The following is a 21306-nucleotide window of genomic DNA, read 5'->3' on the forward strand; positions in this document are numbered from 1 at the left end:
GCGCAAGCGGCCCGCCGTGAGGGCGGCGGCCGCGCCGTGCTTCCCTGATAACGATTGAAGGCATGCGTTGCGCGCGCAACGGTCGCGCGCATGCCGATGACGAAAACGACAGGAGCTTTCAGCGCACGGCCAGGCGATGCTCGGGTGAGGCAAGGATACGCATCGCGCTTGCACCCGCATCACAGCCATCTCTGAACACTCACGGCCGCGGCCAAGGCGGTCGCCCGTCCGGGCAACACGCGCGGCATGCGGCTCGCCGCGCCGCGCGTCGACGAAGGGCCGGTAAAAGCGGCCGGAACGGGGCAAACAAACGAGCTAAACGTGAATATCCCTTCTTTTCGACCCATCGCGGCACTGTCAGACACCTGAAAATTCACCCACAGCATTGAGGCAATCAATTCCATGGCATCCACGACCGCAAACCAGCCAGCCAACGCGAAGCCCTCGTCCCCGGGCCTCGTCAACCGCATTGTGGTGATCCTGCTGATCGCTCTGGTCGCGGCAGGCGCAGCCGGCGCAGCCACCTGGTTCTTCATGTCGAAGCGCGCGCCGTCCGCCGCGATGGCGGCAGGACCCGTGATCGCCGCCGCTCCCCTCTTCTTCCCGCTCGAATCGATGACGGTCAACCTGCAATCCGACGACGGCCAGCTGCACTACCTGCGCATCGGCCTGACGCTGAAGCTCGCCGACCAGAGGGTTCAGGAGCATCTGACCGAACACATGCCCGAGATTCGCAGCCGCGTGCTGCTCGCGCTGTCGGCCAAGCATCCCGATGAACTCGCGACGCTCGACGGCAAGAAGACGCTCGCGAAGGAACTCGAAACGCTGGTCGAACAGCCGACCGAGCCCAATGGCCAGCACGTGCGCGTCGAAGACGTGCTGTTCACCGAATTCGTCGTCCAGTAACGGCGCTTCGCGCTGACTGACTTGATCTTGAACCGCGCCATCCATCGCGAAGGGACGCACGAGGAATAGGAATGGGCCACGAAGAGTTCATGTCCCAGGAGGAGGTCGATGCCCTCCTCAAGGGCGTTACGGGCGAATCCGACTCGCAATCCGGCGAGGCCGACAAGGGCGGCGTCCGCCCGTACAACATTGCGACGCAGGAACGCATCGTCCGAGGCCGGATGCCCGGCCTCGAAATCATCAACGACCGCTTCGCGCGGCTCTTGCGCGTCGGCATTTTCAACTTCATGCGGCGCACGGCGGAAATCTCCGTCGGCCAGGTGAAGGTGCAGAAGTACAGCGAATTCACGCGCAACCTGCCGATCCCGACGAACCTGAACCTCGTCCACGTGAAGCCGCTGCGCGGCACGTCGCTGTTCGTGTTCGATCCGAACCTCGTGTTCTTCGTGGTCGACAACCTGTTCGGCGGCGACGGGCGCTTTCATACGCGCGTCGAAGGCCGCGACTTCACGCAGACCGAGCAGCGCATCATCAGCAAGCTGCTCGGCCTCGTGTTCGAGCACTACTCGACGGCTTGGAAGAGCGTGCGTCCGCTGCAGTTCGAATACGTGCGCTCGGAGATGCACACGCAGTTCGCAAACGTTGCAACGCCGAACGAGATCGTGATCGTCACGCAGTTCTCGATCGAATTCGGCGCGACGGGCGGCACGCTGCACATCTGCATGCCGTACTCGATGATCGAGCCGATCCGCGATGTGCTCTCGTCGCCGATCCAGGGCGAAGCGCTCGAAGTGGACCGCCGCTGGGTGCGCGTGCTGTCGCAGCAGGTGCAGGCCGCCGAAGTGGAGCTGACGGCCGATCTCGCGCAGATCCCCGTGACGTTCCAGGAGATTCTCAACATGAAGGCGGGCGACGTGCTGCCGATCAATGTCCCCGAGCACATCACCGCGAAAGTCGACGGCGTGCCGGTGATGGAATGCGGCTACGGAATTTTCAATGGTCAATATGCGTTGCGGGTCCAGAAGATGATCAGCGCAGCGGACACGATGAAGGAAGCGGGATATGACTGAGCTGAACTCGACACCCGAAATGGACATGCCGGAAGAGTCCAAGGTCAACGATCCGGCGGCGGCTGTCAGCGCCGACGAAGCGGCCCTCGACGACTGGGCGAGCGCGCTCGCCGAGCAGAACAACAATGCGCCCGTGAGCACGAGCACGGCAGGCGTATTCCAGCCGCTGTCGAAGGTCGAGCCGACCACGACGCGCAACGACATCGACATGATCCTGGACATTCCCGTCCAGATGACGGTCGAGCTCGGCCGCACGAAGATCGCGATTCGCAACCTGCTGCAACTCGCGCAAGGTTCCGTCGTCGAGCTGGACGGCCTCGCGGGCGAGCCGATGGACGTGCTAGTCAACGGTTGCCTGATCGCGCAGGGCGAAGTGGTCGTGGTGAACGACAAGTTCGGCATTCGCCTGACCGACATCATCACGCCGTCCGAGCGTATCCGGAAGCTGAATCGATGAAGCACGCTGTACACCGGGCCGCGTTTTTTGCAAGCGGCGTGTCGCTTGCCCGCGCCCGTTTCATGTCGGCCGTGGCGCTAGCGGGTGTTGCGCTCTGCGCAGGCGCGTCGAACCTCGCGCACGCCGCCGACATGAACGCCGTCAACAATGCCGCGAAGATCGCGTCGAGCGTCGGCGCGGGAACGGCGGTGCCGTCGCTGGGCGTCGGCGCCGTGTTGCAGACGATCGTGGGGCTTTCCGTCGTGATCGGCCTCGTGTTCGGCTGCGCATGGCTCGCGCGGCGCTTCGGCCTGCAACCGGGCCAGCGCGGCGGCATCGTGAAGACGATCGGCGGCACGTCGCTCGGCGGCAAGGAACGCGTGGCCGTCGTCGAAATCGGCGACACGTGGCTCGTGCTCGGCGCGGCGCCCGGCAATGTGCGTCTGTTGCACACGATGCCCGCGGGCTCGGCCGCGAGCGGAATTCCTCTCACCGGCTCGGCCGCTGTGCCCGGCGCAGCCGGTTCGACCATCGGCGGCGGTCCCGTCCAGTTGAGCGGCACCTTCGGACAACGCTTTCGCGACGCGCTCAAACACGAAGCCAGCAGACGTTTCCAGCGGCGCGCGAGCGGAGAACAGTAATGCAGTACGACCGATCTGACGCGCAGCGTGGCTGCGCTCGGGGTTTCCACGCCCCTGCCCCCGTATCTTCCCACACCTCTTCTTCGGCGCCCGCTTCGATAACGATGCACTTCGTCCAACGCGCGGCACATGTGGCGTCGCGTGTCGCGCCGTTCGCCGTGCCAGCGCTGATGATGCTCGCGCTGCCGACGCTCTCGTTCGCGCAGACGGCGGGCTTGCCCGCGTTCAACACGAGCCCCGGCCCGAACGGCGGCACGACGTATTCGCTGAGCGTGCAGACGATGCTGCTGCTCACGATGCTGTCGTTCCTGCCCGCGATGGTGCTGATGATGACGAGCTTCACGCGCATCATCATCGTGCTGTCGCTGCTGCGCCAGGCGCTCGGCGCGCCGACGACGCCGCCCAATCAGGTGCTGGTCGGCCTCGCGCTGTTTCTGACGCTGTTCGTGATGTCGCCCGTGCTCGACAAGGCGTATAACGATGGCTACAAGCCCTTCTCCGAAGGCACGATCCAGATGGACGAAGCGGTGAAGCGCGGCGTCGCGCCCTTCAAGGCATTCATGCTGAAGCAGACCCGCGAAAGCGATCTCGCGCTCTTCGCGCGCATCTCGCACGCAGCGCCGATGCAAGGCCCGGAAGACGTGCCGCTGTCGCTGCTGGTGCCGTCGTTCGTGACGAGCGAGCTGAAGACGGGCTTCCAGATCGGGTTCACCGTGTTCATTCCGTTCGTGATCATCGACATGGTGGTGGCGAGCGTGCTGATGTCGATGGGCATGATGATGATCTCGCCCGCGACCATCTCGCTGCCCTTCAAGCTGATGCTGTTCGTGCTGGTCGACGGATGGCAGCTGATCGTCGGCTCGCTTGCGCAGAGCTTCACCTGATACCCGGGAGACTGACGTCATGACACCCGAAACCGTCACCACGCTCGCGCACGACGCGATGTACATCGCGCTGCTGCTGGCCGCGCCGCCGCTTTTCGTGGGACTGATCGTCGGTCTAGTCGTGAGTCTTTTCCAGGCCGCGACGCAGATCAACGAAGCCACGCTGTCGTTCATTCCGAAGCTGTTCGCGATCGCCGTGACGCTCGTGCTGATCGGCCCGTGGATGCTCGCGAAGATGCTCGACTACATGCGCCACATGTTCACGAGCATTCCGACGCTCGCCAACTGAGCGCGCTGCCGTTTTCTTCCCCTTTCCTTCCTCCGACGCGCGATGTTTTCCGTCACCTACGAGCAGCTGAACGTCTGGCTCACTGCGTTTCTGTGGCCGTTCGTGCGGATTCTGGCGTTGATGGCGACGGCGCCGGCATTCGGCGAGAAGTCGCTGCCGACTCGCGTGAAGATCGGCCTCGCCGCGTTCGTCACGATCATCGTCGCGCCGACGCTCGGCGCGATGCCGCAGGTGACGGTGTTTTCCGCGCAAGGCATCTGGATCATCGTCAACCAGTTTCTGATCGGCGCCGCGCTCGGCTTCACGATGCAGATGGTGTTCGCGGCCGTGGAGGCCGCGGGCAACTTCATGGGCATGAGCATGGGGCTCGGCTTCGCGACGTTCTTCGATCCGCACGCGACGGGCTCGACTGATGTGATGTCGCGCTTCGTGAATATGATCGCGCTGTTGACCTTTCTCGCCCTCGACGGGCATCTGCAGATGCTGTCGGCGCTGCTCCAGACATTTCAGTCGCTGCCCGTCGCGGCGAACGTGCTGGGCGCGAACGGCTGGCGCGTGCTCGTCGGCTGGGGCAGCACGGTGATCAGCGCGGGGCTGCTGCTGTCGTTGCCCGTCGTGACGGCGCTGCTCATCACGAATCTCGCGCTGGGTATTCTGAATCGCGCTGCGCCGCAGATCGGGGTGTTTCAGGTCGGTTTGCCGGTGACTGTGATTACCGGGTTGCTGCTGATCCAGTTGATGCTGCCGAATATGATGCCGTTCTTTTCACGGCTGTTTGACAGTGGGATTGATCAGATGGGGCGGGTGGCGGCGGGTATGCACTAGGCTTTTTTTGTGTCTGCGACGCTGTTGTGTTTTTGGCTTTGTCGCTGTCATCAGCTTTAGCGCCGGGCGGCGCGGGCGTTGCGCCTGTGCGGGGCGGCACTTGCTTTTGTTTGCAACGGCTTTTGTTTTGGTGTTTTTGCCTTTGCGCTGGCATCCGCATTAGCGCCTGGCGGCGCGGGCGTTGCCCCTGTGCGAGGCGCGAATGCGGATGCCAGCGATAAAGGCAAAGCGAACCAGCGCAATCGCGAATGCCAGCGGCACGCTAAAAAAGCCGGCAACAAAAAGCCGTCGCAGACAAAAGAGCCAGGCGCCAAACCTTCAAAAACCAGCGGGCCACAACAGCCCGCCATCAACCCCCGATGTAATCGAACAACGACAGCTTCTGGATCATCGAGAAGCCCTGCTGCGCAGCCTGCAACGAGTACTGCGTCATCGTGTACTGGCTGATGACCTTGGTCAGATTCGTCTGCGTCAGATCGGCGAGATTGCTTTGCGTCTGCAGCGAATTGGATTGCGTGACGGCCTGCAACGCCTCGATCTCCTGCTCGCGCCCGCCCACGGACGTCTGGATCGTCGTCACGTTGTTCAGCGTGTTTTGCATCTGGGTCAACGCCGTGCCCAGCGCGTTCGTCAAATTCGCCTGCCCGCTCGCGCTCGTCGCCGGCGTTTGCAGTGCCGCGATCACGCTGTCCAGGTTGGCGAACACGTCGGTGCTCGACTGCGCCGCCGGCGTCACCGTGAACGAGTCACCGCCGTTCGGCGCGCCGGAAATCGTCACGCTCTCACCGCCGAGCGAAATCGCCTGACCGGCCGCGAAGGTCTGCGCCGGACCCGCTGGCGTCCCCGCCGTCACGTCAGTGATCGTGTACGTGGTCGACGACGTGAAGTCGATCTGAAACTTGTGCTGGTTCGTCGGACTAGCGGTATTGGTGACCGACACGTTGCCCAGCACGCCCGAGCCCGTGTTGCTCGCAGAGCCTGCACCGACGGGTGAACTGCCGGCCGCAGAAATGCTTCGGAATACGGCGTTCCCCGTTTCCCCCGTCGCGATGCTGCGGCTGCTCGTCACCTGCACAAACTGCACGCCGTTGTCGCCGCTGTATTGCACGGCGCCCGCCGCATCGACCGAAAACGGCGGCGTCGAGGCCTGATACCCCGCGTACAGATAATTGCCCGAAGCATCGGTGCCGTTCGCGAGCCCCATCAGCTGATTGCGCAGACCCTGTAACTCCGTAGCGATCGATCCGCGATCGCCGTTGTTGAGCGACCCATCGCCCGCGCGCACGAGCTGCGTGTTGATCGCCGTCAGCACGCCGCTGATGCTGGAGAGCGAGCTGTCCTCGGCCTGCAGCGACGCCAGCGCCGTATTCTGGTTGCTCGCGTACTGCGAAAGCGTCGTGCCCTGCATGCTGAGCTGCACCGCCTGCGCCGCGCCGACAGGGTTGTCCGACGGCGTCGCGAGGCTCACGCCGCTCGACAGCTGCTGATACAGCTGCGCGAGCGTCGCCTGCTGATCGTCCATCGTCTGGACGTTCATGCCGAAATATTGCGAAGTAGAGATGCGCATATGCGTTCAACGCCTCACTGGAAGATGCCGAGGATCGTCTGGAACAGCGTCGCAGCCGTCTGGATGACCTTGCTGTTCGCCTGATACAGCTGCTGGTATTGCAGCAGGTTCGCCGCTTCCTCGTTGATGTTCACGCCGGATATCGCCTGCTGCGCCGTCGTGATCTGCGTGACGAGCGATGTCTGAGCCTTGCTCGACGTCTGTATCTGGTTCGTCTGGTTGCCGATGTCGTTCACATAGTTCGCATACGAATCGGTCAACGTGAGCGTGCCGCTGCCCATCGCCTTCGACGTCACGAGATTCGACATCTGCTGCGCGTTGCGGCCGTCCTTGCCGCCCGACGGATTCGCCGCGATCGTGAACGTATCGCCATTGGCGGGCGTTCCCGTGATCTGCAACGAGACGTTGTTGATCGAGCCGCCTGTGATCGTCAACGATGCGCCCATCGCCGGGTTGTACGGCACGTTGGGCGTCGTTCCCGTGTTGTAGCTCGTCGGAGGCGTGCCCGCGACCGTCACGATCGAGCCGGCCGGAAAGCCCGACAGCGTACCCGTCGACGCGTCGTACGTCAGCGTCGTCGGGCTGCTGCTGGCGGGCACCGAGTAGCCCGCCGACACCGTGCCTTGCGTCACCGTCGCCGTGCCCGTGTTCGCGGCGCCCGCCGTCACCAGAACGGGCGACGAAGCGGCGATCGCGGCGCCCGCCGTGGTCGTCAGCGCAAAACCGTTCAGCGCGCCGCGCGTCGGCTCGATCGTGAACGAATCGCCGCCGTTCATCGTGGTCGTTCCCAGCGAGAACTGCATGCCGCCGATCGGGTTGGTCAGATTCGGCGCCTGACCGACGACCTGGCCCGTCTCGCGATCGGTGAGCGTGTAGTTCGTCCCGTCGTACGACAGCGTGTAGTCGCCCGTCGGCGGCTGCGCCGGGTTCGTCAGCGTGACGCCGAGGTTGCCATTGCCCGTGTTGTTCGCGTTCGCATAGACGGTCGGATTGCCGACGGTGAACAGCGCGCCGCCCTTGTTGCCGTTCAGGTCGATGCCGAGCGCGTTCTGTGCGTTCACCTGGGCCGCGAAGCTCGTCGCAATCGCGCCGAGTTGCGCTTCAGCGGGATCGAGCGTTTGACTGCGGAACGTCATCAGCCCGCCGAGCTGTCCGCCCAGCGCGGTGCTGTCGGGCAGGATTTGCGGCGTCGACGTTGCGGCCTGGCTCGCAAGACCCGCGTATGCAACGGCCGTTTCCGTCGGGTCCGACGGCGACGTGACCGTCGTGAGATTGAAGCTCTTGTCGGCGACGACGAGCGGCTGGCCGTTGCCCATGAAGACGCTGTAGCCGGTGTCGCCCTGCACGACCTGCACGCCGACCAGTTGCGACAGGTTCGATACGGCGAGATCGCGCTGGTCGAGCAGCTGGTTCGGCGGCTGGCCTTGCGCACTCAGCGCCTGGATCTGCGAATTCAGTTGCGCGATCTGCGCGGTGTAGCTGTTGACCTGCTTGACGGTGTCGCCGATCTGCGTGTTGACGCTCGCGCGCAGCTGGTCGTACTGGTCGCCCGCCGCGTTGATCTGGTCCGCCAACGATTGCGCGTTGCTGATGGCGCTTTGGCGCATCGCGGGATTCGACGCATCGTTCGCGACGTTCTGCAGGCCCGTGAAGTAGCTCGTGATCGCGCTCGAAATGCCCGAGGTCGGACTGCCGACCATGTTGTTGAGCTGCGCGATCATGTTGTAGTACGTGGTCAGCGAACCGGACTGCGACTGCGCGTTGTTCAGCTCGGTCGTCAGGTACTGGCTGTACTGGCGCTGGATGGTCGTCGTCGACACGCCGCTGCCGATGTAGCCGGAACCCGTGTACTGTCCGCTCGATTCCGCGTAGACGGGACGTTCGACCGAATAGCCGGGCGTCGCCTGGTTGCTGATGTTCTGACCCGTCGTCGTCAGCCCCCACTGGGCTGCATTGAGTCCGCTGAGGCCGATGCTAAAGAGGTTGCTGGACATGCGTCATCCTGAAAGACGGCGTAAGAGGCGGCGCATGCAGCGCCGCCAGGTTGACCGGACACTTTGTATATCGGCCTCGGCGCGTGAACATTGAGGGCCAATTGACGGCGCCGCATCATTTTTTGCCGCGCTTTTTGAGGCGCTTCCTGCAGCGCTGCATGCGGCATTTCTCGATGCAGGCCGCGCAGCTCAGGATCGCTGCATGTGGGCACGCACGCGCTTGCCGCGAACTCGGCCGCGTCAGCGCATGCGTATCGAATCAGGTGACGGTCAGGCGCGTTCGAATTCAGGCGCGCGCGAGCGAGCGGCGCTTCATTTCGAGTTGCGTGATGAGGCGTTGCAGCGTGTTTTCCGCATTGCCCGGCAGGGACAGGAAACGGAAGCCGAGCGTATAGCGCCGCGAGCCGTTGGGCAGCGCGATGGCGCGGTTCGACATCAGTTCGAGATCGAGTTGCAGCGTGCCGAGCGAACCCAGCGACACTTCCGTGTCGAGCAGCCGCACGCCGTGTTCGAGCGTCGTCACGCGCTCGTCGCTGGTGCGCATCGCGATGCCGCCCAGCGACAGGTCCTGCACCTCGAAGCGGAAACCGTCGCCGTCCGGCAGGCGGCCGCGGCAGACGTACGGATCGAGCAACGGCGCATCGACGCGGAAGTACTCGCGGCGCTGCACGTAATAGAGCACGTCGGGAAAATCGGCCTCGAACGAAGGACGGCCTTCGAACTTCGTCTCGCGCGGCGTCCGCGTGACGAAGTGCACGCGCACGCCGTCGGGTGTCGCGTGGAAATGCCCTTCCGGCGAGGACAGCAGGCCCCGGTTCTGATCCGCGAGCGCGCCCCAGTCGAACGTAAAGGTACGCTCCCGCACGTCCACTTCGAGAATCTTCGTCACCAGCTGGCCGCCTTTGTACTGCACGGTCAGAAAATCGCCGCGGTTGAGCAGGTTGCGCAATTGCACGCCGATCTCAAGCGGATTGCGGCGGCCGAAGTCGACGCCTTCCGTCTCGCGGTCATCATCATTCGACTGGGTGGTATTCATGGCCTTGCCAATTTCTCTTCGTTCTTGCGGGCACGCCGCGCGAATACGGCTGGCCGGTTCTCAACTGGCCTTCCGGGGTCGCGAAACGCGCATCGGACCGGATCTCTTGTACGGCATTCCGGTATCGGGTCTGACTGTTTAGCGGCAGCATCAGGTCAAAGTTTAGACCGGTTTTGCGAAAAATTTTTCGCAAACGTTTGACACCGCAACAAAGAAAGGATACGCCAATTTGCGCGTGAATCCCGAGAGTGGAAAGGCAGCATGAACGCGGCGAGCGCCGCGTCCGGAAGCGGCGTCACACCATCTTCTGCATGATGGAGATGAGTTTTTTCGCGTAGTGCGGATCGGTCGCGTAGCCCGCGCGCTGCATGCCTTGCGCGAAGCCGTTCACGTCGCGCGACGAATTGATGACTTGCGCATAGCGCGGGTTCGACTTCAGGAAGCTCGCGTAATCGGTCATCGCTTCCTCGTACGAGTCGTACGCGCGGAATTTCTCGACCACGCGTTGCGAGCGGCCGTTGATGTACTCGGTCGTGACAGTCGCGACCGTCTTGCCCGTCCAGTCGGCGGTGGCCTTGATGCCGAAGACGTTGTGGGTCGTCGTGCCGTCCGCCTTCTTGATCTCGCGCTTGCCCCAGCCCGATTCGAGCGCGGCCTGGCCGATGATGAAGCGCGCCGGAATGCCCGTCGCCGCGCTGGCCGCCTGCGCGGGCGCCGCGAGCTTGTCGACGAACGCATCGACCTTTTCCGACGAGCCGTCGCCGTGCACGGGCGGCGTCAGCGCGCTGTTCGCCGTATAGCCGCGGCCCATCCGCAGCGCGCCGTTGCTCGCGGGATTCGCGTACGCCTTTGCGAGCGCATTCAGCGCGGCGTTGTTGCCCGCGTTCGCATCGTCGGCGGACATGCCCGAGTTGCGCATCAATTGCTTGAGCATCGCATCGGCGACGCCGATTCCTTTCGACGACATCTGCTGCGCAAGCTGCTGATCCATCATCGACGTGTAGGTCGCCGTATCGTGCGAATCGAACGGACCGTCGGACGGCGTTGCGTCGCGCATGCTCTTCAACATCATCTGCGTGAAGACGGCATCGAACTGCTTCGCCGCCGACTTCATCGCCTCGCGCGGATTCGCGGCCGCCTGGGCGCGCATCGCGTCGAAGCCCTGCACGTCGAGCGCAAAGCGGTTCGTCAGTTCGTTCGCTGCGTTGCGTGTCGTGTCGGAGTTCATTCTCGTTGTTCCTTAGATGATCTCAAGCTCGGCGCGAAGCGCACCCGCTGCCTTCATGGCCTGGAGGATCGACATCAGATCGGCGGGCGTCGCGCCGAGCGCGTTGAGCGCCTTCACCACTTCCGCGAGGTTCGCGCCTGCCGTGACGAGCTTGAGCGCGCCGTTGTCCTGCTTCATCGAAATCTGCGACTGCTGCGCGACCACGGTCTGGCCGTTCGAGAACGCGCCCGGCTGGCTCACGACGGGCTGCGTATTGATGATCACGGACAGATTGCCGTGCGCGACCGCGCAGTTTTGCAGCGTCACCATCTGGTTCATCACGATCGAGCCCGTGCGCGCGTTCAGGATCACCTTCGCGGCGGCCTGCGCGGGCTTCACGTCGAGGTTCTGCAACTGCGCCATGAACGAGACCTGCTGCGCCGGATCGGCAGGCGCGCGCAGCTGGATCGTGCGTCCGTCGAGCGCAACGGCCGTGCCGAAGCCGAACGCGTTGTTGATCGCGGACGTCACGCGCTGCGTCGTGTCGTAGTCCATGTCGTTGAGTTCGAGCTGCATCGTGCCCGCCTGCGAGATCGTCGTCGGCACGGAGCGCTCGACGATCGCGCCGCCCGCGATGCGGCCCGCCGCAAGCTGGTTCACCTGCACGCGGCTGCCGTTCGCGCTCGCGCCCGCGCCGCCGACGGCCATGTTGCCCTGCGCGAGTGCGTACACCGCGCCGTCCGCGCCCTTGAGCGGCGTGAGCAGCAGCGTACCGCCGCGCAGGCTCTTCGCGTTGCCGAGCGACGACACCGTGACGTCGATCGCTTCGCCGGGACGCGCGAACGCGGGTAGCGAGGCCGTCACCATCACGGCCGCGACGTTCTTCAGCTGCATGCTGGAGAGGGCATTCGCGCCCGAGTTGCTCGCGCCCGCCTGCTGGTTGTTGATCGAGATGCCGAGGTTCGCGAGCATGTTCGCGAGCGTCTGCGTCGTGAACGGGGTCTGCATCGTCTGGTCGCCCGTGCCGTCGAGTCCGACGACGAGGCCATAGCCGATCAGCGGGTTGTCGCGCACGCCCTGGATCTGCGCGAGGTCTTTCAGACGCTCGGCGTGCGCGACGTGCGTCGTGACGGGCAGCGCCGCGCAGGCGAGCGCGATCACGGCCAGTGCACGCGTCGCGAAGCTGAACACCGGGCCGAAGAGAGAAACGGTACGCATGATCACCACGGCGCGACGTTGAGGAAGAAGCGTTGCAGCCAACCCATGTTCTCGGCTTCGTCGATATAGCCCTTCGCCGAGTATTCGATCTTCGCGTCCGCGACCTGCGTCGAGTAGACGGCGTTGAGGCCGTTGATCGTGTTCGGATTGACGACGCCCGAGAAGCGCACGAACTCGTTGCCCTGATTGATCAGCATCTGCTTTTCGCCGCTTACGACGAGATTGCCGTTCGGCAACACGTTCGTCACCGTGACGGTGATCGTGCCGTTGAACGTGTTCGCCGCGCTCGCGCCGCCCGCTGCCTTGAATGTGTTGTCGCCGCTCGCGTCGAGGTTGACCTTGCCGAAGAAGCCGCTCAGAAACCCGGCTGTCGGCACGCCGAATTTCGTCGTGCCGTCGCGGTTGGCGTTGGCACCCGACGATTTCGTCGCGTTGATGTTTTCGGCGATGACGATGGTCAGGATGTCGCCGACATTGCGCGGCCGCTGGTCTTCGAACAGCGGCCGGCCAGCGTACCCCGGGTTGTAGATCGAGCCGGGCGTCTGCAGCGACGGCGGCGTCGGCGGAAGCGCCGACATCGGCTGCTGGGTGATCGGCTGCTTCGGCACGAGCCCGCAGCCGCCGAGCGCGGCTGCGAGCACGCCGGCGCACGCGAGCATCGAGGCTGCCCGCGCGCTGCGCAGAAGGACGGGGGTACGGGTGAAGTGCGACATCTTGATTACCGCCTGTTTGATTCCTGCTTTCAACAGCTCAGCCTGCTCAAACCGGCATCTGGCCGAGCGTCTGCAGCATCTGGTCCGACGTCGTCACGGCCTTGCTGTTGATTTCATACGCGCGCTGGGTCTGGATCATGTTGACCAGCTCCTGCACGACGTTCACGTTCGACGATTCGACGTAGCCCTGATTCAGCGTGCCCGCGCCGTTCAGGCCCGGCGTCGTGATGTTCGGCGCACCCGACGACGACGTTTCGGCGAACAGGTTTTCGCCCTTCGCGTCGAGGCCGACCGGATTGATGAACGTCGCCAGTTGCAGCGCGCCGATCTGCTGGGTGGCGCTCGAACCCGCGACCGTGATGGACACGGCGCCGTCGCTGCCGATCGTGAGCGACGTCGCGTTCTGCGGAATCGTGATCGCCGGCAGCACCTGATAGCCGCTCGACGTGACGAGCTGGCCTTGCGCGTTGGTCTGGAACGAGCCGTCGCGCGTGTAGGCGTTCGTGCCATCCGGCATCAGCACCTGGAAGAAGCCCTGTCCGTTGATCGCGACGTCCTTCGAGTTGCCCGTCTGTTGCAGGTTGCCCTGCGTGTACAGGCGCTCGGTCGCGACCTGCTGGACGCCCGTGCCGAGCTGGATGCCCGACGGCAGTTCCGTCTGCTGCGTCGAGTTCGCGCCGGGCTGGCGGATCGTCTGATACAGCAGGTCTTCGAACACGGCGCGCGAGCCCTTGAAGCCGTTCGTGCTGACGTTCGCGAGGTTGTTCGAGATCACGTCCATCTGCGCCTGTTGCGCATTCATGCCCGTGGCGGCGATATAGAGTGAGCGGTTCACTGTTCTTCTCTCCTGTGTGGACCGGAGTTAGCGCTTTAGCTGTCGGCTGGAGTTAGTGCTTTAGCACTTACTCCAGCCCCATGCAGAGCACTTACTCCGGTCCCATGCTTCGCGGTCGACGGGAGTTAGCGCTTTGTTGGCGTCACTCCCGTCCCATGCAACCTGGTTGTGAACGCAGCGTCGTGCGTTCCGTTGAATCCGTATCGGGTTAGCTGAAGTCGAGCAGCTTGTTCGCCGACTGTTCGTTCTGGTCGGCGGACTCGATCATCTTCGTCTGCATCTGAAACTGGCGCGCGTTGGTGATCATCGAGACCATCGCCGCCACCGGGTTCACGTTGCTGCCCTCGAGCGCCCCCGCCGCCACGACGACATTCGGATCGGCGTCCGCCGGATTGCCGTCGGCGGTGCGGAAGAGTCCGTCGTCGCCGCGCGTGAGCGAAGCGGGATTGGGGTTCACCAGTTTCAGCTGATCGACGATGGCAATCGACGTCGGCGGATCGCCCGGGATCAGCGCCGACACCGTGCCGTCGCGGCCGATCGTCACCTGCGAGCCGGGCGGCACCGACAGCGGGCCGCCGCCGCCCACGACGGGCATGTTGCTGGCCGTCACGAGCTGGCCGTTTTCGTCGACGTGCAAGTTGCCCGCGCGCGTGTAGGCTTCCGAGCCGTCCGGCGTCAGCACGGACAGCCAGCCCGGTCCCTGGACGGCGACGTCGAGCGGGTTGCCCGTCTGCTGGATCGGGCCGGGCGTGTAGTCCGCGCCCGGCGTCGACGACAGCACGAAAGTGCGCGTGGTGTCGTCCTGAATCGTGCTGCCGTCGCCGAACGCCATCGGCACGGCGCGGAACGTCGCGAGCTGCGCGCGAAAGCCCGTCGTCGAGGTGTTCGCGAGGTTGTTCGCGACCACGGCTTGCTGTTCGAGCGCCTGCGTCGCGCCCGACATCGCGGTGTAGATGAGCCGGTCCATGATGGTGTCGGTGCGTCAGCGTTACAGGTTGATGAGCGTCTGGTCGACGGCCTGCTGGGTCTTGATCGTCTGCGCGTTCGCCTGGTAATTGCGCTGCGCCGTGATCAGGTTCACCAGTTCGCTCGTCAGGTCGACGTTCGCGTTTTCGGTCGCGCCGCCTTGCAGCGAGCCGTGGTTCGTCGAGCCCGGCGCGGCCACCACCGCGACGCCCGAAGCCGCCGTCGCCTGGAACTGGTTATTGCCGAGGTTGATGAGGCCGTTCTGGTTCGCGAAGGTCGCGAGCGCGACCTGGCCGAGCGCCGCCGTCTGGCCGTTCGAGTAGTTGCCCGTGATGGTGCCGTCGGTGCCGATCGTGAAGTTGGTCAGCTGGCCGGCCGCGAAGCCGTCCTGCACCAGCGAGTTCACGCCGTCCTTGCTGCCGAACTGCGTCGTGCCGCCGATCTTCAGCGTGAGGTTCTGCGGCGTGGCCGAGCCGTCCGAGTTCGGAATCGAGAAGTTGAACGCGAACAGCGTAGAAGTCGGGTTGCCGGCCTGATCCAGCGTGCTGACCAGATTGCCTGACGTGTCGAACTTCGCCGTGCCGATCTTCGTCGTCGGCACGTTGCCGTCCTTGCCTGCGTACACGTCCCACGAACCCGCCGCCGTCTTCACGAAGTACATGTCGACCTGCTGCTCGCCGCCGAGCGAGTCGTAGACGGGCACGGAAGTCGTGTAGCTGTACGTTGCATTGTTGGTCGGGTCGAACGCGAGGGCCGTCGGCGCGATCGTAACTGTGTCGTTTGCGCCGGGCGTGTTGGCGAGGGTAATCGTCTCACCGTTGCCGAGCTTGATGGGTGAATTGGCGGAATAGGTGCCCGTCGTGCTGGTGCCGTCGCTGGAGGCCAACGTGTAGGTGGTCGGCGGTGTGCCAGCGCCGAAGGTGATCGTATAGGTGTTGGCGTTCGTGCCTTGCGTCGCGTCCGTGATCGACACGCCGTTGTTCGTCAGGCTGCCCGTGTTGGTCGCGCCAAAGGAAACCGAAGGCGTGCCCAGCTTGAGCGCGTCTTGCGCGTTCAGGTTCAGGCCCGCCGTGATGGTCGTCGTGGCCGTCGGCGCGATATTGGCCGTCGGCACCTGCAGTGGCACCGTGCCCGCCGTATTGATGATGCCGTTCTTGTTCGCCGCGTAGCCCATCAGCTTGAGGCCGTCGGCGTTGACGATGTAGCCGTTCTTGTCGAGCTGGAACACGCCGTTGCGCGAGTACGTCAGCGCGCCGTTGTTCGACATCTGGTAGAAGCCGTTGCCGTTGATCGCGACGTGCAGCGCGATGTCATCGCTCGAAATCGTGCCTTGCGAGAAGTTCTGCTCGACTTCCGACAGGCGCGTGCCGATGCCGATCTGGTTGTTGACGGCCGTCGCGATCGAGTTCGCGTACATGTCGGCGAACTGCGCCTGGCCCTGCTTGAAGCCGACGGTGTTCGCGTTGGCGATGTTGTTGCCGATGACGTCGAGGTCGCTCGATGCGCCCGCCAGTCCGCTCAACCCTTGCTGATAACCCATGGAGGTCTCCGTATCCCGTGATGCCGAATGCGTTTAGATGATGGCGGCGATCGTCGACAGGCCGACCGTCTTGCCGTTCGAAAGGACGAGGCCTGGCGTGCCGTCCGTCTGCTTGATGACCCCTTGCACCGTGGCCGCCGACAGCGTGGCGGGCGAACCCGTGCCGCTTCCCGACGTGCTGGTGGCCGTGAACGTGTACGTGCCGTCGGGCAGCGCGTTGCCGCTCTTGTCGACGGGCGTCCAGCCGATGGGGATCGTGCCCGCCGACTGCTTGCCGAGATCGATCGTGTTGACCACCTGGCCCGCTGAGTTCTTCACCGTGATCTGCACGTCCGTCGCGCCGGACGCGAGCGTGACGCCGAAGCCCGTCGCCTTGCCCGATGCCACCGAGAAGCTGTCGCCCGGCGCGAGCACCGTCGTGCTGATGAGGTTCGCGGCCTGCGTCTGCTGGTTCGTCGTGAGCTGCGACGCAAGCGAGGTCAGCGACGTGTTCAACTGCTGGATGCCCGTCACCGTGTTGATCTGGGCGAGCTGCGAAGTCATCTGCGAGCTGTCCATCGGATTGGTCGGGTCCTGGTTCTTCATCTGCGCGATGAGCAGTTGCAGGAACGTGTTCTGCAGATCGCTGCCCGACGTCGCACCCGCTGCGCTGCCCGACGACGCGCTTTTCGTGCCGTTCATCGTGTCGAGCAGCGTCTGCGACACCGTCGCGCCGTTGTTGCCGATCGTGGTTTGCGTAGTCAAGAAGGCTCTCCTCAGGTTCCGATCGTGAGCGTCTTCAGCATCAGCTGTTTCGCGGTGTTGAGCGTTTCGACGTTGGCCTGGTAGGAGCGCGAAGCCGAAATCATGTTGACCATTTCCTGCACGGGGTCGACGTTGGGCAGCGTCACGTAACCGTTTGCGTCGGCGGCCGGATTGCCGGGGTCATACGACGTTTTCATCGGCGTCGGATCGTCGATGACGCCCTTCACCTGCACGCCGCCGATCTGCTGGCCCGAACCCGTGCGCGCGCCGCCGATCGGGTTGACGGCGAACACGACCTGCTTCGCCTTGTACGGCTTGCCGTCGGGGCCCGTCGTACTGTCGGCGTTCGCGAGGTTCGACGCCGTCACGTTCAGGCGCTGCGACTCCGCAGACATCGCCGAACCGGCGACATTGAAAATGTTCATCAGGGATGGCATGGCTTTTCGACCTCTCTTGCCGGCGCACCGGCGTCTAATCCCGTAGCGTTCTGGTTTTTAGCGTTGATCCAGCGCGCTGCCGCCTGTGCCGGCGGCTGCGCAATTCCATCAGCTGTTCGACGTGATCGCCGCCAGCATCGACTTGATCTGTTGCGACAGCACCGTCATGCCCGCCTCGAAGTGCAGCGAGTTGTCGGCGAACTGCACGCGCTCGGCATCGAGATCGACGGTATTGCCGTCGAGCGCGGGCTGCGTCGGAATCCGGTAGGCGACCTTGCCGAAGTCGTCGGTCGGGCCGCCCGTCGCGACGAGACGCGCCTTGCCCATCATGTGGCCGGCTTCCGTCGACGCCATCGACATGCCCTGGGTCACGCCCGCCGGCTGGGTCATCGCGAGCGTCGCGTTGTTCGATGCGCCCGCCGTCGCGCCGCCGCTTTTCTTCAGCGAGCCGGCGAGCGCCGACGCGAAGTCGATGTCGCGCGCCTTGTAGCCGGGCGTATCGGCATTCGCGACGTTCGACGACAGCAGCTCCTGCCGATAGGCGCGCACGTCGAGCGCCTGGCGGCCAAAGGCAAATTCGGCATCGAGTTTGTCGAGCATTGAGTTCTCCGTTGAACCGTCCGAGGCGTCCCGTTCGCATTCGTGGATACGCGCTGTCTGATAGCAGGCGTCTCGACCATGCGGGCCGGGACGGCCTTTTCGCATGTGGTGCATCTTATGGGCGCGGCGCAAGACTTAATCGGACGAATAGCCGGGGAAGGACGCCTCTATTCACCGTTTCTGCGAGGTGGCCTATCTCTAGAATGCGATTCGTACCTATGCATCAGATGGAGAACGACCATGCCCTCGCCTGCCGCCACCGCTTCGCGCCACGCTCGCCGCGTGGGTGCGCGCGCTGCCCGCACGCTGTCGGCGATGGTGCTGGTCGGCGCCTGCGCTGTCGTCTCGCATGCGCAGGCGCAGGAGAACGGCGGTCCGATCGTGATCGCGGGAACGGCAGAGAAAAATCCCGCCGAACTGCAAGCGATGGCCGAGCGCATGAATGCGTCCGCGCCGCGTGGCACTGTGGCCGCCGTTGCCACTCCGGGCGTTGCTGCGCCTGCCGTTGTGCCGTCAATGCTCGGCCCGAATCGTCGCAACGATGCCGACCGCTTCGCGCAAGCCGCGCACGCCGATGGCGCGATCGTGATTCCCGGCGCTGCCGAAGCCGTCGTGCAAAAGGAACCCGCCGTCGCGGCAAACGCGCCGGGCATCATGCGCGTGAGCCTGCAACCGGCCTCGCGTCAGGTGATGCCCGTGATGGTCGCGCCGGCCCAGGCCGCCGCCCGTCAAACAGCGGGCGTGCAGCCGATCGCCGTGAATCCTCCCGCTGGCAACGCATTCCCGAATGCAGCGACGGCGCAGCCTCGCGGCGGCGTCGCGCGCAATAACGCGGCGGCTGCGTCCGCACCGGCTGTCGCTGTGCCGGCGCAAGTTCAGGCTCAGGCTCAAGTTCAAGCGGCGGCGCAACCCGCCGCGCCCGTTCCCGCTGGACAGCAGGACGGCGAATCGATCCGCCGGGCCGCGCTCGCCTATCTGCAACAGCAATCGGCGGGATTGCCGGGCAAAGTCGAGATCAGCGTGGCGACGGCATTTCCGCGCGGCCTCGCGGCGTGCACGACGCTCGAACCATTCATGCCGACGGGCGCGCGCCTGTGGGGCCGCACGACGGTCGGCGTTCGCTGCGCGGGCGAGCGTCCGTGGACGCTTTATCTGCAAGCGAAGGTGTCGGTGCACGCGACTTACTACCTGGCGTCGCGCGCGATCGGTCCGGGCGAACTGCTGACGGCCGCCGATCTCGTCGCCCGCGACGGCGATCTGACGCTCCTGCCGCAAGCCGTGATCACCGATCCCGCGCAGGCGGTCGGCTCGGTCGCGCTGATGCGCGTGTCGGCGGGCCTGCCGTTGCGCCGGGACATGCTTAAGAGCGCCGAGTCGGTGACGATCGGCCAGACGGTGAAGGTGGTCGCGCAAGGGCAGGGCTTTTCGATTTCGGCGGAAGGCAGCGTGATGAACAATGCGTCGCCGGGCCAGCCGGTGAAGGTGAAGATGGCGAGTGGACAGATCGTGCAGGGCATCGTGAAAGACGGCGGAACCGTCGAAATCCAGCTCTGACGAAGTGCCGCGCGCGCGGTTACAACTTGAAAAACGTGTCCGATCGATTGCGCTAAAGTTCGACGGTGTGATTGCCGATATCACATTCAAATCGATCAGGAAGCCAATCGTGAAAGTTGATTCCACTACCCAATCTCGCCTGCAGACGTTGAAAGACGGGCTGCAGCGCACGCAGCAAGGCGATACCGCCGCGACGGGCGGTGCGAGCACGGCGACGTCGAGCGCATCGACGGCCACGGGCGCGTCGGGCGACGCCAATGTGAACCTGTCGGGACTGTCGTCGCATCTGCAGAGCCTGGCGAGCGCGGGCACATCGGACATTGATACGACGCATGTCGAGTCGATCAAGCAGGCGATCAAGGACGGCACGTTGACGATCGACTCCGGCAAGATTGCCGATGGCGTGCTGGCGACGGCGCGTGAACTGCTGCAACAGAAGAGCCAGTCGGCCGGCAACTGACGGGCGTACCGATGTGGTGCGCCGGGAGCCGGGCGGCATGTGTGACCAATCCGGTTTTGCGCGCGGCGCGAGCCTGCCTAGCGAGTTGTTAGTGATGAAAGACGCCCTGCTTGCCACCGTCATCGACGAATATTCCGCTGTGGAGCTGTTTGCCTCCGTCCTCGCAGCCGAGGAAAAGGCGCTGACCACGGTGCATCCCATCGAGACGCTGCCGCCCATCGTCGAAAAGAAGATGGAGCTGGTGGAGAGGCTCTCGACTCTCGAGAAAGTACGCGATTCGCAGCTCGTGCAGCTTGGCTATCCGACGGGATGGAAAGGCATGGAGATGGCGGTCGCCAACGATTCGCGGCTTGGTACGCAGTGGTCTTTGCTGCAAAAGGCAGTTGAACGCGCGAAGCGGTTCAACACCACGAATGGCGCGTTGATCCGGACTCGCATGGAATATAACCGGCGGGCGCTTGCTGCTTTGAATGTCGCCGTTGGGCCGGAGCGTGGCGCGCTTTATGGGCCGGATGGGCGAGTTCCGGCGTTCGCGGGGATTTGATCTGGTTTTAAGGGGTTGTTCCCCTTCTTATCCGCTCTGCCTTTCTAATAGACCGGTGCCTTTGGGTGCCGGTTTTGCTTTTTGCGTTGTCTGCGACGCTGTTTGGTTTTTGCCTTTATCGCTGGCATCCGCGATGCGCTGGTTCGCTTTGCCTTTATCGCTGGCATCCGCATTAGCGCCTCGCGGCGCGGGCGCTGCCCCTGTGCGGGGCGGCACTTACTTTCTTTGCCGCCGCAAAGAAAGTAAGCAAAGAAAGCGGGCTCACACCGCTAATCCTTGTCGTTTACCCACGGGCTCCCAACGTCCCCGCGTTTCACACGACAGTGTTCTCGCTGATGTTCGTCGCCAACGTTCTGCCAAACGCCTCACCCGCTTCACGCATGCGTGGCACGCGCAAGGGTATCGAACGTTTCGGCGCCGCATGTCGGTAGTGAACGAGGTTGCTGTGTCGTACAGGACGCCACTCGCACTTGTAGTGGCATCGCGTAGCGACGGTGTCCTGCGTAGCGCGAATGCCTGCATACAGTTTGCCGCAAAGGGGCGCGGAATGTTCGATATCGCGGGCCGCAACGCGGGTGCACGAAGCAGGTGAGGCGCTTAAGTAGTGGGTTGGCAACGAACATGGACCAGTGTGTTGCCGCGTGAAGGATGGGGACGCTGAGAGCCCGTGGGTAAACGTCAAGCACTGGCGGTGTGAGTCCGCTTTCTTTGCTTTAGGAATCTCTGCAAAAGTCCTGGCACTGACGTGAGCGTGAACTATCCTGGGATGGGGATACTTCAAGGAGCGGCGAGATGACACAGCTTGGTCTTGGTCTGGATCTGTCGACGAAGCGCACCCGC

At 64.2% G+C, this 21306-nt stretch carries 23 protein-coding genes; 10 read left to right on the forward strand and 13 right to left on the reverse strand.

Going from position 1 to position 21306, the window contains the following annotated elements:
* Positions 1-179: 179 nt before the first annotated feature.
* Entirely contained in the window at positions 180-404 is a 225-nt protein-coding gene (locus AB4Y32_RS27825) for a hypothetical protein (RefSeq protein ID WP_368724442.1), read from the reverse strand.
* Here AB4Y32_RS27825 and fliL point away from each other — a divergent pair.
* The 7 genes from fliL (at position 403) to fliR (ending at position 5051) form a co-directional block, all read left to right on the forward strand.
* On the forward strand, positions 403-906 hold the full coding sequence (gene fliL, locus AB4Y32_RS27830; protein WP_368724443.1) for a flagellar basal body-associated protein FliL: 504 nt from the start codon (positions 403-405) through the stop codon (positions 904-906). The genes AB4Y32_RS27825 and fliL overlap by 2 nt on opposite strands.
* A gap of 71 nt (positions 907-977) precedes the next feature.
* The gene (fliM, locus tag AB4Y32_RS27835) at positions 978-1976 is read left to right on the forward strand and encodes a flagellar motor switch protein FliM (protein ID WP_368724444.1); all 999 of its coding nucleotides are present in this window, start codon (positions 978-980) and stop codon (positions 1974-1976) included.
* The gene (gene fliN, locus AB4Y32_RS27840; protein WP_368724445.1) at positions 1969-2433 is read left to right on the forward strand and encodes a flagellar motor switch protein FliN; all 465 of its coding nucleotides are present in this window, start codon (positions 1969-1971) and stop codon (positions 2431-2433) included. The genes fliM and fliN overlap by 8 nt, the downstream gene beginning before the upstream one ends.
* A complete protein-coding gene (fliO, locus tag AB4Y32_RS27845) occupies positions 2430-3053 on the forward strand; it encodes a flagellar biosynthetic protein FliO (RefSeq protein WP_368724446.1) in 624 nt (207 codons plus the stop codon). Before fliN ends, fliO begins: the two co-directional genes overlap by 4 nt.
* A gap of 104 nt (positions 3054-3157) precedes the next feature.
* Complete coding sequence (fliP, locus tag AB4Y32_RS27850; RefSeq protein ID WP_368724447.1) at positions 3158-3937, forward strand: flagellar type III secretion system pore protein FliP; 780 nt, start codon at positions 3158-3160, stop codon at positions 3935-3937.
* Between the two features lie 19 nt (positions 3938-3956).
* Positions 3957-4226, forward strand: coding sequence for a flagellar biosynthesis protein FliQ (fliQ, locus tag AB4Y32_RS27855; RefSeq protein ID WP_090871401.1), 270 nt, complete (start codon positions 3957-3959; stop codon positions 4224-4226).
* Positions 4227-4268: 42 nt separating this feature from the next.
* Positions 4269-5051, forward strand: a complete 783-nt coding sequence (gene fliR / locus AB4Y32_RS27860; protein WP_368724448.1) for a flagellar biosynthetic protein FliR — start codon at positions 4269-4271, stop codon at positions 5049-5051.
* Positions 5052-5400: 349 nt separating this feature from the next.
* Here fliR and flgL read toward each other — a convergent pair whose 3' ends face one another.
* From flgL to flgB, 12 genes are all read right to left on the reverse strand, one after another.
* Entirely contained in the window at positions 5401-6618 is a 1218-nt protein-coding gene (flgL, locus tag AB4Y32_RS27865) for a flagellar hook-associated protein FlgL (RefSeq protein WP_368724449.1), read from the reverse strand.
* A gap of 14 nt (positions 6619-6632) precedes the next feature.
* Positions 6633-8612 (reverse strand): flagellar hook-associated protein FlgK, encoded by a 1980-nt coding sequence (gene flgK, locus AB4Y32_RS27870; RefSeq protein ID WP_368724450.1) that lies wholly within the window; start codon positions 8610-8612, stop codon positions 6633-6635.
* A gap of 286 nt (positions 8613-8898) precedes the next feature.
* Complete coding sequence (locus AB4Y32_RS27875) at positions 8899-9648, reverse strand: flagellar brake protein (RefSeq protein WP_368724451.1); 750 nt, start codon at positions 9646-9648, stop codon at positions 8899-8901.
* A 295-nt stretch (positions 9649-9943) separates the two neighbouring features.
* The gene (gene flgJ / locus AB4Y32_RS27880) at positions 9944-10876 is read right to left on the reverse strand and encodes a flagellar assembly peptidoglycan hydrolase FlgJ (protein WP_368724452.1); all 933 of its coding nucleotides are present in this window, start codon (positions 10874-10876) and stop codon (positions 9944-9946) included.
* A gap of 12 nt (positions 10877-10888) precedes the next feature.
* Positions 10889-12073, reverse strand: coding sequence for a flagellar basal body P-ring protein FlgI (locus AB4Y32_RS27885; protein ID WP_368724453.1), 1185 nt, complete (start codon positions 12071-12073; stop codon positions 10889-10891).
* Positions 12074-12075: 2 nt separating this feature from the next.
* Entirely contained in the window at positions 12076-12786 is a 711-nt protein-coding gene (gene flgH, locus AB4Y32_RS27890; protein WP_439899854.1) for a flagellar basal body L-ring protein FlgH, read from the reverse strand.
* 46 nt (positions 12787-12832) lie between these two features.
* Positions 12833-13621 carry a flagellar basal-body rod protein FlgG gene (gene flgG, locus AB4Y32_RS27895; RefSeq protein WP_368724454.1) on the reverse strand — a complete coding sequence of 263 codons (789 nt, stop codon included), beginning with the start codon at positions 13619-13621 and terminating at the stop codon, positions 12833-12835.
* Positions 13622-13829: 208 nt separating this feature from the next.
* Entirely contained in the window at positions 13830-14588 is a 759-nt protein-coding gene (gene flgF / locus AB4Y32_RS27900) for a flagellar basal-body rod protein FlgF (RefSeq protein ID WP_368724455.1), read from the reverse strand.
* Between the two features lie 21 nt (positions 14589-14609).
* Entirely contained in the window at positions 14610-16127 is a 1518-nt protein-coding gene (locus AB4Y32_RS27905) for a flagellar hook protein FlgE (RefSeq protein WP_368724456.1), read from the reverse strand.
* 33 nt (positions 16128-16160) lie between these two features.
* Complete coding sequence (locus AB4Y32_RS27910) at positions 16161-16871, reverse strand: flagellar hook assembly protein FlgD (protein WP_368724457.1); 711 nt, start codon at positions 16869-16871, stop codon at positions 16161-16163.
* A gap of 11 nt (positions 16872-16882) precedes the next feature.
* Positions 16883-17308 (reverse strand): flagellar basal body rod protein FlgC, encoded by a 426-nt coding sequence (gene flgC / locus AB4Y32_RS27915; RefSeq protein WP_087736305.1) that lies wholly within the window; start codon positions 17306-17308, stop codon positions 16883-16885.
* Positions 17309-17416: 108 nt separating this feature from the next.
* On the reverse strand, positions 17417-17908 hold the full coding sequence (gene flgB / locus AB4Y32_RS27920; protein ID WP_368724458.1) for a flagellar basal body rod protein FlgB: 492 nt from the start codon (positions 17906-17908) through the stop codon (positions 17417-17419).
* 240 nt (positions 17909-18148) lie between these two features.
* Here flgB and flgA point away from each other — a divergent pair, with 240 nt between their 5' ends.
* From flgA to AB4Y32_RS27935, 3 genes are all read left to right on the forward strand, one after another.
* Complete coding sequence (gene flgA / locus AB4Y32_RS27925; protein WP_368724459.1) at positions 18149-19462, forward strand: flagellar basal body P-ring formation chaperone FlgA; 1314 nt, start codon at positions 18149-18151, stop codon at positions 19460-19462.
* A gap of 109 nt (positions 19463-19571) precedes the next feature.
* Entirely contained in the window at positions 19572-19922 is a 351-nt protein-coding gene (flgM, locus tag AB4Y32_RS27930) for a flagellar biosynthesis anti-sigma factor FlgM (RefSeq protein WP_368724460.1), read from the forward strand.
* Between the two features lie 94 nt (positions 19923-20016).
* The gene (locus AB4Y32_RS27935) at positions 20017-20466 is read left to right on the forward strand and encodes a flagella synthesis protein FlgN (RefSeq protein WP_368724465.1); all 450 of its coding nucleotides are present in this window, start codon (positions 20017-20019) and stop codon (positions 20464-20466) included.
* Positions 20467-21306 lie beyond the last annotated feature (840 nt).

The organism is Paraburkholderia phymatum (assembly GCF_040965635.1).
Classification (GTDB): Bacteria; Pseudomonadota; Gammaproteobacteria; order Burkholderiales; family Burkholderiaceae; genus Paraburkholderia; species Paraburkholderia phymatum_B.